This window comes from Rhodococcus sp. ARC_M12 (assembly GCF_022810385.1).
Classification (GTDB): Bacteria; Actinomycetota; Actinomycetes; order Mycobacteriales; family Mycobacteriaceae; genus Rhodococcoides; species Rhodococcoides navarretei.
The window spans coordinates 66,032-79,578 of the sequence record NZ_JALGQI010000012.1 but is presented as its reverse complement, the minus strand read 5'-3'; the positions used below and the strand labels follow the sequence as shown (position 1 = coordinate 79,578).

Genomic DNA, 13,547 nt, shown 5'->3' with positions numbered 1-13,547 from the left:
GCGAGCCCCCACGCGATTTCGGCGGTACCGTCGGCAGTAACAGGCAGCGGGGAAGCTACCTGTGCGGGAGGTTCTGATACGTGACTGAGCTAGTGAGCGCGAGAGGGCCGGTACCCGGTCCTCGTGTCACCTGACACATCGGACCCGACCGGCCGAGCGACAGAGTTTGCGCGGTACCGCGCAGACGTAGGAGCCCCACGTGACCACTTCACGCTCCGTTTCCGCCCCTCTTCGGACATTCGTGCTCGATACCTCGGTCCTGCTCTCGGATCCCTGGGCAGTTATTCGGTTCGCCGAGCACAATGTGGTACTTCCGTTGATCGTGATCAGCGAGTTGGAGGGCAAACGCCACCATCACGAATTGGGATGGTTCGCGCGGGAATCCTTGCGCATGCTCGACGACCTTCGCGTCGAGTTCGGTCGACTCGACCAGCCGGTCCCCATCGGAACCTCCGGTGGCACACTGCAAGTCGAGCTCAACCACACCGATCCCTCGGTACTTCCCGTCGGATTCCGTACCGACTCCAACGACTCCAGGATCCTCGCGTGCGCCCTGAATCTGGCGGCCGAGGGCAAAGATGTGGTGTTGGTCAGCAAGGACATCCCGCTGCGCGTCAAGGCCGGTGCTGTCGGGCTTCCCGCCGACGAGTACCACGCACACGACGTCGTCCCGTCCGGGTGGACCGGCATGACCGAGCTCGACGTGCAGCCCGACGCCGTGGACACACTGTTCAACGACGGTGTCATCGACCTGGCCGAGGCGCGAGACCTGCCGTGCCACACCGGAGTTCGACTGCTTGCCGGACGGCAGAGTGCGCTGGGGCGCGTCACGCCCGACAAGCAGATCCAACTCGTGCGCGGTGAGCGAGAGGCGTTCGGCCTGCACGGTCGCTCGGCAGAACAGCGAGTGGCGCTGGATCTTCTGCTCGACGAGAGCATCGGCATCGTCTCGCTCGGTGGAAAGGCCGGCACCGGTAAGTCCGCTCTGGCGCTGACTGCCGGACTCGAGGCCGTCCTCGAACGACGCTCGCATCGGAAAGTCGTTGTCTTCCGGCCGCTCTACGCCGTCGGCGGTCAGGAGCTCGGCTATCTCCCCGGTAGCGAGAGCGAGAAGATGGGCCCCTGGGGACAGGCGGTCTTCGACACCCTCGAAGGGCTCGCGAGCCCGGAGGTGATGGAGGAGGTCATCGCCCGCGGAATGCTGGAAGTGTTGCCGCTGACGCACATTCGCGGTCGCTCGCTGCACGATTCCTTCGTCATCGTCGACGAGGCACAGTCACTCGAGCGCAACGTCCTGCTGACGGTTCTGTCCCGGCTGGGTTCGGGCTCACGCGTCGTACTCACCCACGACGTCGCTCAGCGAGACAACCTGCGTGTCGGACGCCACGATGGAGTCGCTGCGGTGATCGAAAAGCTCAAGGGCCACCCACTTTTCGCGCACATCACCCTCACCCGCAGCGAGCGTTCACCGATCGCGGCACTGGTGACGGAAATGCTCGAAGAATTCGGGCCTTCGGGAGCCTGACCCCCCTTGTGAGCGTGGAGCCTGCGGGTCGTTCCGCAGGCTCCACTCCTGACTTCGCAGCCCACTACGAAGTTTCGCACACAAGGGTCACCGGCCCACTACGGCCCGGAATGCCCCGCGCACAAGGCCTTTCAGGAAATCGACGTTGTCGAAATAGTCGCGCCACACAGCTACTCTGCCGTCGCGCAGCTCGAAGGTGCCGCACACCCAGAATTCGATCCGGAGCCGCCGCCAGATCAGAACGTCGGTGCGCTCGGTGAGGACGACAGCTCCGTCGGCGGCGATGTTGTGCACGATCACGTCGAAGCCGAACGCAGGCTTGGCAAGCGTGGCCATGAACCTGCCCACGTTCGAGTGACCGCGTACCTTCGGTAATCCGACGTTGTGCCACACGATCCGGTCGTCGAGGAGCGACATCGCGCGCTCGGTATCTCGACTTCTCAACGCGTCGAACAGATCCACTACGGTCTCGGTTGCCTGCTGCGTCTCGGTCATTTCGTGAACCGCCCCAATCCATCGCCGTCGAAGAACTCGAGTGTCAGCGTATTCGCGTCGAACGTCGCCTGGGAAATGGACCCGTCGGGTGCATTCTCGCCGCTCGGCTCGAAGGTGAACGTGTCACCGTCCCAGGGCATCAGTTCGTAGGTGGTTCCATCGGGGCCCAGGGTCAACGTCAGCTTCTGGTCGACCTCCGTTACCGTCGCCGGCCCCCAGTAGCTGTTCTGATACACCCCCTCGTACGATGAGAGGGCTTGTGGTTCAGCAGCATTCGAGGGACGGGTTGTGCCCGCGAGCTCGCCCTCCGGTTCGCTCATCCCGGCGAACGCATTCTTGTACAGCGTCCGCCAATCCTCCCGCACCTCACCGAACTGGACGAGGTCCGCGAACTCGGCAGTCACCGTTTCGGCGATACCGATCGGTGCGGCGTTGGTCAGTACGACGATGGCGACGTCGAGCGAAGGAATCCACACGAAGTTGGTGCCGGCTCCGAGGGCGAACGCTCCCGAATGGCTCACCGTCGTGCGGCCGGCCGCACTGGTGGAGACATTGAACCCGAAGCCGTAGTAGCCCGCGCGTGAATCCGGGGTCGCGGAGGGGCTCGAGACGATCTGCGCGCTGACGGCAGGCAGGAGGGCGTCGGGATCGACCAGCTGTCGGCCGTCGTGGGTCCCGTCGGCCACGAGCATCGTCAGCCACTTCGCGAGATCGTTCACCGAGGAGCTGACGCCACCGGCCGGGGTCTGTGGATCGGGTTGTCGCTGATACTTCGCCTGGTACTCGCCGTCGACGAGGACATGAGGTACGGCCCGATCGGCCCGAGCCATGTAGTCCGAAAATGACGAGCTCGTCGAGGTCATGCCCAGTGGGCCGTAGATCGTGTCCTGGCTGAGCGTGTCCCAGTCCTTGCCCGACGCCGCAGCGACGGCCTCGGCCGCAGCCGTGATGCCGAAGTTGGTGTAGTGGTAGGTGGAGCGGAACGGGTCGAGAGGCACCTCCCGGAGGCGTTCGAGAACCTGGCGCCGGTCGTAGCCCAGGTCCTCGAGCAGATCGCCTGCATGCTCGGGTAGGCCGCTTCGATGGGCATAGAAGTCGCCGACCGTGATGTTCTCGGTCACCCACGGGTCGTCGAGCGCGAACCACGGCAACTGCGAGACCCATGGCGTCGACCAGTCGACCACGCCCGCTCCCACCTGGGACGCGATGACCGTCGCACCGACCGATTTGGACAGTGAGGCCAACTGGAACACCGAGTCACCGTCGACGGGGTCGTCCGTGCCCACTTCGCGAACGCCGAAGCCTTTCGAGTAGACGACGTCCGAGCCGTGCACGACGGCAATGGCCATACCGGGGATGTTCGACGACGCCATCAGCTCCTCGGCGATGCCGTCGAGCTTGCCGACGGCCTCGTCGATGCGACCGGAAGGAACATCGACGCCCGCGACCTGACCGGGGGAGAGGTCGCTGGGCGGGGAGGGCTCGGAGGTCGGGGGGCTGGATGCGGTGGGTGCGTCGTTCGAGCACCCGACCAGCGCGACCATCGAGCACACAACAGCAAGACACAGAAAATTTCGACCCGACCGCATCATGAGGAGTCCTCACTTCGATGACTGGATGCACCTGAGAATAGACCTGCGACGACCTGGGCGTTAGGACAATTCACAATGGTCAGGGGCGCGACGTCGGGCGCTCGGGCGCAGGCGCTACGGTTACCGCATGTCTACGAACCTGTCCGACGGTGATCTGCTGGTCCGTTTGGAGCCCGCGGTCGAAGAGAATCTACGACGCCACATCGAGGCTGCCAGCGACTGGCATCCACACGATCTCGCGCCGTTCGACGAGGGCAAGAACTTCGCGTTCCTCGGCGGCGAGGACTGGACGCCGGAGCAGTCGCACCTCAGTGATGTCGAAATCCTGTCCGCCACGGTCGGCGTGCTGGTGGCGGACAACCTGCCCGCGTACCACCGGGAATTGGCCCACGCGCTCACCGGCCTCGGAGCCTGGTGGAAGTGGACCGGCCGCTGGACCTCGGAGGAGAACCGACAGTCCATCGTGCTGCGCAACTTCCTGGTGCTCACGCGCGCGGTCGACCCGGTCGCCCTCGAGCGCGTTCGGATGGAGCACATGACACTCGGATTCGATGCGCCCAGCCAGGGTCTGCTCGACATCCTCGCGCACTTCGCCATCGAGGAAGCGGCAGCCTCGCTGCGGAACCGCAACACCATTGCCCTCGGCAAGGACCCGGTGCTGGCCACCATCCTCGGCCGGATCGCCGACGACGACGCGCTGCAGTCGGCATTCTTCGCCAGCATCCTCGACGAGGCCTTCGCCGTGGTGCCCGATCAGGCCGCGCGCGCCATCGCAGACCGCATCAACGGATTCAAGATCCCCGAGGTCGACCTCCCCGACCGCGGCAGCAGCACCGCCGCCCTCGCCGAAGCCGGAATCTACGACGCCGATCAGGAACGCGACAAGGTGTTCAAGCCGCTGCTCGCGGGCTGGAAGATCTTCGATCGCACCGATCTGGGCGAGGACGGCCTGAAGGCACGCGAGGAACTCGCGCACCTGGCCTGAGGTTCGCCCCCTTCGAAACCGTGAATGGTCCATTGCACACGTCTCGGCGGTGCAATGGACCATTCACGCGTTCAGGGGGTCCGGCAGGGCGAACGGGAAAACTAGTCCTTGACCTTCGCCATGGCGAGGACGTCCAGGCGCTTGTCCAGTTCGGCCTCACTGAGTTTGTCGCCGATCAGGCCGCGGTCGATGACCGTCTGACGGATCGTCTTCTTCTCCTTGAGTGCCTGCTTGGCGACGGCGGCAGCTTCCTCGTAACCGATTGCAGAGTTCAACGGCGTCACGATCGACGGCGAGGACTCGGCGAGGGTCTTGAGGTGCTCCACATTGGCTTCGAGGCCGACGACGCACTTGTCGGCGAACAGTACCGAAACGTTGGCGAGCAGCTTGAACGACTCGAGCACGTTGCGCGCCATCATCGGGATGTAGACGTTGAGCTCGAATGCGCCCGATGCGCCGCCGAATGCGACTGCGGCGTCGTTGCCGATGACCTGGGCCGCGACCTGCGTAACAGCCTCGGGCAGAACAGGATTGACCTTGCCGGGCATGATGGAGCTGCCGGGCTGCAGGTCAGGAAGGGCGATCTCGCCGAGTCCGGTGAGCGGTCCCGATCCCATCCAGCGAATGTCGTTGGCAATCTTGGTCAGCGAGACCGCGATGGTGCGCAGTGCGCCCGATGCCTCGACGAGTCCGTCGCGGGCAGCCTGCGCCTCGAACGAATCCTTGGCTGCGGTGAGTGCGTCGATGCCGGTCGACTTGACCAGTTCTGCAACGACTTTCGGGCCGAAGCCGTCGGGTGCGTTGAGGCCGGTGCCGACGGCGGTGCCGCCGATGGGCAGTTCACCGAGGCGCGGCAGGGTGGCCTCGACGCGCTCGATGCCGGCCTCGATCTGACGGGCGTAGCCGCCGAATTCCTGACCGAGGGTGACCGGAACGGCATCCATCAGGTGGGTGCGGCCGGACTTCACGACGTGCTTCCACTCGGTGGCCTTGACGACAAGTGCCTCGTGCAGGTGACGCAGCGCGGGCACGAGCGACGTGACGGCTGCCTCGGTGGCGGCGACATGAGTAGCCGTCGGGAACGTGTCGTTGGAGGACTGCGACATGTTGACGTGATCGTTGGGGTGCACCTCGACGCCGTTCGCCTTCGCGATCGACGCGATGACCTCGTTGGCGTTCATGTTCGAGCTGGTGCCCGAGCCGGTCTGGAAGACGTCGATCGGGAACTGGTCGTCGTGCTTGCCGTCGGCGATCTCGGTGGCTGCGGCGACGATCGCGTCGGCCAGTGCGCCGTCGAGCAGACCGAGATCCTTGTTGACCTGTGCGCAGGCCGCCTTGAGCAGGCCCATCGCGCGGATCTGGGTGCGCTCGAGCGGGCGGCCCGAGATGGGGAAGTTCTCCACTGCACGCTGCGTCTGGGCACGCCAGAGCGCATCGATGGGAACGCGAACCTCTCCCATGGTGTCGTGCTCGATCCGGAACTGCTGTTCGTTCTCTGTCATTGACCTCTTGCCTCGGTAGGGGAGCGGAAACTTCGTCGAGCGGACGGTCAGAAGGACGGGATGGCGCCGGAGGTGTCGCCGTCGAAGTCGATGGTCGAGTACTCCTTGAGCTTGTTGAGCTGGTGGTACGCGTCGATCATGCGAACGGTGCCGGACTTCGAGCGCATCACGATGGACTGCGTGTGTGCGCCTCCGCCCGAGTAGCGGACGCCCTGGAGCAGGTCTCCGTCGGTGACGCCGGTCGCGGTGAAGAAGACGTTCTCGCCCGAGACCAGGTCTTCGGTGGACAGGACGCGATCGAGATCGTGCCCGGCGTCGATGGCCTTCTGGCGTTCGTCGTCGTCGGTCGGAGCCAACATGCCCTGGTGCGCGCCACCCATGCAGCGCATGGCGGCCGCCGCGATGATGCCCTCGGGAGTTCCGCCGGTACCCATCAGGATGTCGATGGGTGAGGTGGGCCGAGCGGCGGCGATGGCACCGGCGACGTCGCCGTCGGAGATCAGTCGAATGCGAGCGCCGGTATCGCGCACCTGCTGGATCAGCTCGGCGTGCCGGGGCCGGTCGAGGATGCACACCGTGACGTCGGAGGTCGATCCCTTCTTGATCTTGGCGACGCGGGCGATGTTCTCCGCGACCGGTGCGGTGATGTCGATGACGTCTGCGAAGTCGGGTCCGACGGCGATCTTCCTCATGTAGAAGACGGCGGACGGGTCGAACATCGCGCCGCGCTCGGCGACGGCGAGAACCGAGATGGCGTTGGGCATGCCCTTGGCCATCAGCGTGGTGCCGTCGACGGGATCGACGGCGAAGTCGACCTCGGGGCCGTTGCCGTTGCCGACCTGCTCGCCGTTGTAGAGCATCGGCGCTTCGTCCTTCTCGCCCTCGCCGATGACGACGACGCCACGCATCGAGACCGAGCTGACCAACTGACGCATGGCGTCGACCGCAGCACCGTCGCCACCTTCCTTGTCGCCGCGACCGACCCAGCGACCCGAGGCGAGCGCACCGGCCTCGGTGACGCGTACGAGTTCGAGTGCGAGGTTGCGATCTGGCGCCATGGCGCGAGTGGACTCGGTGCTGGCCGTCATCGGTTTGTAGCCTCCTGGTTGGTGGGGTGTTACCCAGGCGCGATTATCTCACTTCTGTGATGCCCGCGGTGGGGTCGGGTCGGGTGTGAGGCACGCGCCGACCGAGCACTGCCGCGCACAGGGGATACTGGTGAGGTGGCAAACAGCAAACCTCGGATTCTCAACAACAGCCGCGACATGGTCTGGTCGCTCATTCCGCTGGTCATCGCATGTTTGCTGATTGCGGGTATCGCCAGTCAGTGCTCACTGAGCCCCGGCGGGCCCAAGCAGGGGCCCATTCCGAACTTCGACATCGACACCGCGTTGCAGTACGACGCATCGCAGATCGGCTTTCCGGTGCGCAACCCGGTCGTTCCCGAGGACTGGACGCCGAATTCGGGCAGTAGCGCAACGATCTCGGGCGACAACGGCGGACCGGTGTCGACTGTCGGATACATCACCGGATCGGGTGCGTATCTCCAACTGACCCAGACCAGCGCCGTCGAGGACGTGTTGGTTCCCTTCGTGGCAGGCGACGAGACGGTGTACGCGTCGGGTGCGCAGAACGTGTCGGGCCGAGATTGGGTGGTCTACGGCGAAGAGGGTTCGCGGACCTACTGGGTCTCGGACTTCGGCGACGTGCGAATCCTGCTGGGCGGTACCGCCACCACAGAGGAATTCACCACGCTCGCACAGGCACTCGAGGTCACCGAACCGCTCGCGCCCTAGCTGTCCTTCTCGGTGCTCGCGAGCGCGGTCTCGATACGTTTGCGGGCACCGGCGAGTTGCTCCTCGCAGCGAGTGGCCAGCTGCTCTCCCCGCTCCCACAGGGCCAGGGAGGCGTCGAGATCGAGTCCGCCCTGCTCGAGGATCTTCACCACACCCACGAGTTCGTCGCGGGCCTCTTCGTAGCCCAATTCCGATACCGGCTTGTCGTTCTCGCTCATCCGTACTCCTTCTGTCATCTGACCCGTCCCATGACTGCGGCGGTGACGGCACCGTCGGCCACCCGCACTCTGATCTGTGTACCCGGTGGCGCGTCCTCTACCGAACGCAGTACCTCGGGATCCGAACCCGCAACCACCCGCTGTACGACGGCATAGCCCCGAGCCAGTGTGGCAGCCGGTCCCAACGTCGACAGCCGCGCCCGAAGATGTTCGACGAGTGTGTCCTGGGTGGTGAGTTCGCGTTGCACGTCGCGTCGGGCGGCGTCGAGGAGGCGTCGAACCTCCTCGCGACGTTGCTCGAGCGAGGCCAGTGGATCTGCCAGCACCGGCCGGTGTCGGAGCATGTCCAATCCGCGCGCCTCGCGCTCGACCCAATTGCGGAGTGCTGCAGCGCTTCTCGACTTCAGTTCCGAGACGAGGGTTTGTTCGGCGACGGCGTCGGGCACCACGAGTTTGGCGGCATCGGTAGGGGTTGCGGCCCGCAGATCCGCGACGTGATCGCTGAGCGGGCTGTCGGGTTCGTGGCCGATGGCACTGACGATCGGCGTCGTCGCCCGAGAGATGGCGCGACACAGAGCCTCGTCCGAGAACGGCAGCAGGTCCTCGACGCTACCGCCGCCGCGGGCGAGGATGATGACGTCGACGCCGGGGTCGTCGTTCAGATCCTTCAGTGCGTCCAGAATCGCCGGCACCGACTGCGGGCCCTGGACCGGAGTGTTGCGAACCTCGAATCGGACCGCAGGCCAACGCCTCTGGGCGACGGTGAGTACGTCCTTCTCGGCCGCGCTGGCGCGAGCGGTGATCAAGCCGATGGTGCCCGGCAGGAACGGCAGCGGACGCTTGAGGCGTGGGTCGAACAAGCCCTCGGCGGCGAGCAGGGCTCTGAGCCGCTCGATGCGGGCGAGGAGTTCGCCGACGCCAACAGCGCGAATGTCCGTGGCGCGCAGCGAAATCGTCCCTCGACCGGTGAAGAACGACAGCTTGCCGTAGAGAATGACGCGCGCACCCTCGGTCAGTGGAACCGGAGAACGGTCGAGCAGCTGTGGCGAACACGTCACCGACAACGACATGTCGGCCGACGGATCACGCAGCGTCAGAAAGGCCGTCCTGGTGCCCGGACGAGCGTTGATCTGCGTGAGCTGGCCCTCGACCCAGATGGAGCCGAGCTTGTCGATCCAGCCGGCGACCTTCATGGCGACGGTACGCACCGGCCATGGCTGTTCGGCGGTGCTTGCACCCGGCTGGGTGGGACCGGACTGGGGTGGGGGAGTGCTCACTTGGCCTTGGCGGTGGTGATGCGGTTGGCGAGCATCGTCTGGAAGGGTGCGCGGGAGAGCGTGTCGTTCTCGTAGTCGAGCAGTGTTTCGAGTTCCTCGATCGAGAGTGTGCGCAGACGGGCTCGCAACTGAGCCAGGGCGAGGGTGTCGAAGTCGATCATCTCGACGATCTCGGGCTTGTCTGCTGCGGGACCGCGCTTGGCCGCGCTGTCCTGGACCGGCTCGTCCAGCGGAGGCGTCGAGTACAGCGCGAAGCGGCCGTTCGCCGCGACGGGCTCGGCAACGGGTGCGTCGGGCACGTCGACGTCGTCGGTGATGACAGCGGCGTCGAACATCGACTCGGTGACCGAGGTCTCGTCCCCGTCCTCGTCGAAGCTGGCCCAGGCGGGCTGCTCCTCGCTCGGGGTCCCGATGACCGGGAGGCTCGCGATCACCAGATCGCCCTTGATGGCCAACGCGGTCACCTGCTGCTGGAATCGCATGCTGCGCGCCAGTGCCTCGCTGACGACCGTCATCGGCAGCATCAGGGCGGAACCGGGAAGCTTGCGAGCCTCTTCCACGACGGTCACGGCGACGCCTGCAGCCACACGCGCTGCAAAGGGGACTCGAGTCATGTGCACCAGACTGCCCGAAACGGTGAACTTTGGGTAGCCGACAGGCGGTACGACCCCTCGCAGCGGGGGCTGGAGGACTCGGAAGCGAGGCAGGCGTGCTGGGTGCACGTATCCTGGTAGGTATGTCTTCGGCTGTTCCTCTGAATCTTGGTATTGCACACTCCGCCGGCGCGGGGAAGTCCTCGTACGCCGGGGGTAAACGAGTGCTGCTCGCAGAGCCGCGGGGTTACTGCGCGGGTGTCGATCGAGCGGTCGAGACCGTCGAGAAAGCGCTGGAGCAGCACGGTGCGCCGGTGTACGTGCGCAAGGAGATCGTGCACAACCGACATGTCGTCGAGACGCTGTCCGACCGTGGCGCAGTGTTCGTGGAGGAGACCGACGAGGTTCCCGAGGGATCGCTGCTGGTGTTCTCCGCGCACGGCGTCTCACCTGCGGTGCACGCCTCCGCTGCCGACCGCAGCCTGCGCACCATCGACGCCACCTGCCCGTTGGTGACCAAGGTGCACCAGGAGGCCAAGCGCTTCGCCAGGGACGACTACGACATTTTGCTCATCGGCCACGAGGGCCATGAGGAGGTCGAGGGCACCGCAGGCGAGGCTCCCGAACACATTCAGCTGGTCGACGGCCCCGATTCGGTCGACAGTGTCACCGTCCGAGACGAGAACAAGGTCATCTGGCTGTCCCAGACCACGTTGAGCGTCGACGAGACGATGATGACGGTCGCCAAGCTCCGTGAGCGCTTCCCGACGCTGCAGGACCCGCCGAGTGACGACATCTGCTACGCCACCCAGAATCGCCAGGTCGCGGTGAAGGCGATGGCACCGGAATGCGATCTGGTGATCGTCGTCGGCTCCAGGAATTCCTCGAACTCCGTGCGGTTGGTCGAGGTTGCGCTCGGTGCCGGTGCGCGGGCGAGCTACCTCGTCGACTACGCGAAGGAAATCGATCTGGCCTGGCTCGACGGGGTCGAGACGATCGGCATCACCTCGGGTGCGTCCGTTCCCGAGATTCTGGTGCAGGGCGTCATCGAACTGTTCGCCGAGCACGGCTACGCCGACGTACAGCCGGTCACCACGGCAAACGAGACTCTAGTGTTCTCCCTGCCCCGCGAGCTGCGCCCCGCTCGCTAGTGGCAAGGCCCCACGAGAACGCCCCGTATCGGAACCCCTGCCCAGAAGTGAGGGAACCGATACGGGGCGTTTTTCGTACGAACTAGTCGCTGGGACGGTCGCGGTAGCGAACCCGCGGCACCGGATGCGGGGGAATGTCGTCCCGATGCGGAGTCGGCAGAGCGTGATCGCCCTGGCTGTCGTCTGCAGAGGAGTTGCTCGTCCGAGGAGTCACGACGGGCCGGGGTCCCGTGCTGTAGGGATCCGCCACCTCGCGCGGAGCGTGAACCCGGGCAGACCGCTCGCGACGAGGTTCGGTCGAATACCGGGCTTCGCCGGAATGACGAGGCTCTGACCCGTAGCGCGACTCGGACGGCTGCGGCCGCTGTGTTTCACGTGACTGTGCCGGCCGGGGCTGTGCCTGCGGATACTGCGCTCGCGGGTACTCCGGCGTCTGGTGTTCGGGCTTGCGGTCCTGCCGAGGGGAGTCGGTGGCGGCGTATCGCGACTGCGATGTCGGTGCAGACGAGCGGCGCGGAGTCGCCGGTGAATCAGCCGTGCCACGCGAGCCGGGGCGAGAGGTCGACCGAGGGTCGGTGGCGTTGCGCGGGCGAGAATCGGTGCTTCTGCGACCGACGTACGGCCCGGGCACGATGTCGGTGGCCTCGGCCGCAGAGTCGGGGGTGCGATCGGCTGCGGCTGTTCGCCTGCGAGATCGTTCGGGGCGCTCTTCCTGTGCTCGTCGCTGTGCTCTGGTGGGCTTGTCGTCGCTGAGCTTCGGGCTGCGTCGTTGTGCGGGGGCATGCGTGTTCTGCCGTTTGAGAACGATGCGCAGTGCTCCGAGTCCGACGGCCACCAGGGTGCCGAGAAGCATCAAGGGGAAGCGGTTGACCAGCGGGATGGCGACGTTGAGGATGATGTCCTTGAGTCCGGTGCCGGCGTTGTCGGTGAAGTACTGGTAGGACAGCGGGACCGCCACGAACAGAATCAGTGGGGCTTGCACCATCGCCGTGAACAGTCCACGGAAACGGACGAGAAGAACGCCGGCGATGCAGCCCAGGACGTACATGAACGCGAACGCACCGGTCAGCTCGGTACCGCGGGCGGCATCGATGAGAAATCCGAGAAAGGTCAGTCCCGCGGCGATCGCGACGGCACCCCATGCTGGTATGCCGGGCAGAGTCGCGAGGATGGATCGGTGATCCAGCGGTACCCCGGAGCGGGCACGTTGGGAGGTAGACACCCCCCGAGGTTAGCCGTTGTTCAGCCGACTGCATCGCTGACATGACCGAAGTCGTGCCGGTAGCGGGACGAATCGGACAGTTTCGGTCGCTCGTCCACTCGGGCGATGTCCACCGGCTCGGCGTCGAACAGCTCGAGCTCGTGCAGCTTTCTTGCCGTAACGCTCACCCGGGTATCGACGGACCCGACGGTGGAATTGAAGGACTCGACGGCCTTGCCGAGGTGCGCACCGAGCTTGTCCAGGTGTGTCGACACGACGCCGATGCGCGTGTACAGCTCACGTCCCAGCTGCTGGATGCGTGCGGCGTCCTCGGCCAGTGACTCCTGTTTCCACGTGTACGCGACGGTCCTCAGTAGCGCGACCAGGGTGGTGGGGGTGGCCAGGATCACGTTCCGGCCGAAGGCGTACTCCAGCAGACCGGTGTCCGACGTCAGCGCCGCGTCGAGAAACGGGTCGCCGGGAACGAACAGCACGACGAACTCCGGCGTCGGTTCGAATGCCTGCCAGTACGCCTTGTCGGCCAACTGATCGATATGGGTGCGCAGTTGCTTGGCATGGCGACGCAGGTTCTTCTCGCGCGTGCCGGGTTCCTCGTCCTGAGCGGCGTCGAGGTAGGCCGCGAACGGAACCTTGGCGTCGACCACGATCTGTCGACCGCCGGCGAGACGCACGATCATGTCGGGTCGGATGCCGTCCTTGCTGACCTGAGTGTCGAAATCACAGTGCTTGACCATGCCGGCGAGCTCGACGACGCGCTCGAGCTGGATCTCGCCCCACCTGCCCCGAATCTGCGGCGCGCGCAGAGCCGTGACCAGCTGACCGGTCTGCGTCGACAGATGCATCGACGCGCGATGCATACCGGTGACCTGCTCCGACAGCCCCGCATACGCCCGGATGCGGTTGTGCTCAACCTGCCGTACGTGCTCGGAGAGAGCATCGACGGCGTCGTGCAAGGGCTCGACCAGATGCGAGACCTGCTGACCGATGACGGTCGAATTGCGCCGCGCCGAATCCTCGTTGACCGCACTGAGCGACTGCCGAAGCATGCTCTCGTGCTCACGCAGCGCGAACAGCTGTGCCTCGGCTCGTACGGCACGATCGCCCATCCGGGAGGCATGCAGCAACCAGCCGACGACCGCGCCGATACCGAGGGCGACGAGCAGGCCGAACGCGGTGAGAATGTTCATGGGG

Annotated in this window: 13 protein-coding genes; 4 read left to right on the top strand and 9 right to left on the bottom strand. The window is 65.6% G+C overall.

From position 1 onward, the window contains the following. The first annotated feature begins 199 nt into the window (after nucleotides 1-199). Nucleotides 200-1,525 (top strand): PhoH family protein, encoded by a 1,326-nt coding sequence (locus tag MTX35_RS16380; RefSeq protein WP_243596003.1) that lies wholly within the window; start codon nucleotides 200-202, stop codon nucleotides 1,523-1,525. Between the two features lie 87 nt (nucleotides 1,526-1,612). On the opposite strand, the gene MTX35_RS16375 is transcribed toward MTX35_RS16380, so the two are convergent. Continuing rightward, nucleotides 1,613-2,020: a limonene-1,2-epoxide hydrolase family protein gene (locus tag MTX35_RS16375; RefSeq protein ID WP_243596002.1), complete on the bottom strand. Its 408-nt coding sequence runs from the start codon at nucleotides 2,018-2,020 to the stop codon at nucleotides 1,613-1,615. Then, a complete protein-coding gene (locus MTX35_RS16370) occupies nucleotides 2,017-3,609 on the bottom strand; it encodes a serine hydrolase (protein ID WP_374230317.1) in 1,593 nt (530 codons plus the stop codon). Before MTX35_RS16370 ends, MTX35_RS16375 begins: the two co-directional genes overlap by 4 nt. 130 nt (nucleotides 3,610-3,739) lie before the next feature. Between MTX35_RS16370 and MTX35_RS16365 the strand changes: the two genes are divergently transcribed. Next, a complete protein-coding gene (locus MTX35_RS16365; protein WP_243596000.1) occupies nucleotides 3,740-4,597 on the top strand; it encodes an acyl-ACP desaturase in 858 nt (285 codons plus the stop codon). A 101-nt stretch (nucleotides 4,598-4,698) separates the two neighbouring features. Here MTX35_RS16365 and MTX35_RS16360 read toward each other — a convergent pair whose 3' ends face one another. Together MTX35_RS16360 and glpX are read right to left on the bottom strand one after the other, a co-directional pair. Next, the gene (locus MTX35_RS16360; RefSeq protein ID WP_243595999.1) at nucleotides 4,699-6,099 is read right to left on the bottom strand and encodes a class II fumarate hydratase; all 1,401 of its coding nucleotides are present in this window, start codon (nucleotides 6,097-6,099) and stop codon (nucleotides 4,699-4,701) included. 47 nt (nucleotides 6,100-6,146) lie between these two features. Continuing rightward, on the bottom strand, nucleotides 6,147-7,187 hold the full coding sequence (glpX, locus tag MTX35_RS16355) for a class II fructose-bisphosphatase (protein ID WP_243595998.1): 1,041 nt from the start codon (nucleotides 7,185-7,187) through the stop codon (nucleotides 6,147-6,149). A gap of 135 nt (nucleotides 7,188-7,322) precedes the next feature. On the opposite strand from glpX, the gene MTX35_RS16350 reads away from it, so the two are divergent. Next, entirely contained in the window at nucleotides 7,323-7,895 is a 573-nt protein-coding gene (locus MTX35_RS16350) for a DUF4245 domain-containing protein (RefSeq protein ID WP_243595997.1), read from the top strand. On the opposite strand, the gene MTX35_RS16345 is transcribed toward MTX35_RS16350, so the two are convergent. From MTX35_RS16345 to MTX35_RS16335, 3 genes are read right to left on the bottom strand one after another with little or no spacing between them, the layout of a single operon-like run. Beyond that, complete coding sequence (locus MTX35_RS16345; RefSeq protein ID WP_037191413.1) at nucleotides 7,892-8,113, bottom strand: exodeoxyribonuclease VII small subunit; 222 nt, start codon at nucleotides 8,111-8,113, stop codon at nucleotides 7,892-7,894. The two genes, MTX35_RS16350 and MTX35_RS16345, sit on opposite strands and share 4 nt — an antisense overlap. A gap of 14 nt (nucleotides 8,114-8,127) precedes the next feature. After that, nucleotides 8,128-9,390 (bottom strand): exodeoxyribonuclease VII large subunit, encoded by a 1,263-nt coding sequence (gene xseA / locus MTX35_RS16340; protein WP_243595996.1) that lies wholly within the window; start codon nucleotides 9,388-9,390, stop codon nucleotides 8,128-8,130. Then, nucleotides 9,387-10,004: a lipid droplet-associated protein gene (locus MTX35_RS16335; protein ID WP_243595995.1), complete on the bottom strand. Its 618-nt coding sequence runs from the start codon at nucleotides 10,002-10,004 to the stop codon at nucleotides 9,387-9,389. The genes xseA and MTX35_RS16335 overlap by 4 nt, the downstream gene beginning before the upstream one ends. Before the next feature lie 122 nt (nucleotides 10,005-10,126). Here MTX35_RS16335 and MTX35_RS16330 point away from each other — a divergent pair, with 122 nt between their 5' ends. Then, nucleotides 10,127-11,134, top strand: a complete 1,008-nt coding sequence (locus tag MTX35_RS16330; protein ID WP_243595994.1) for a 4-hydroxy-3-methylbut-2-enyl diphosphate reductase — start codon at nucleotides 10,127-10,129, stop codon at nucleotides 11,132-11,134. 82 nt (nucleotides 11,135-11,216) lie between these two features. Here MTX35_RS16330 and MTX35_RS16325 read toward each other — a convergent pair whose 3' ends face one another. Together MTX35_RS16325 and MTX35_RS16320 are read right to left on the bottom strand one after the other, a co-directional pair. Continuing rightward, nucleotides 11,217-12,356: a DUF6542 domain-containing protein gene (locus tag MTX35_RS16325; protein WP_243595993.1), complete on the bottom strand. Its 1,140-nt coding sequence runs from the start codon at nucleotides 12,354-12,356 to the stop codon at nucleotides 11,217-11,219. A 20-nt stretch (nucleotides 12,357-12,376) separates the two neighbouring features. After that, nucleotides 12,377-13,543 carry a DNA recombination protein RmuC gene (locus MTX35_RS16320; RefSeq protein WP_243595992.1) on the bottom strand — a complete coding sequence of 389 codons (1,167 nt, stop codon included), beginning with the start codon at nucleotides 13,541-13,543 and terminating at the stop codon, nucleotides 12,377-12,379. Nucleotides 13,544-13,547: the final 4 nt, after the last annotated feature.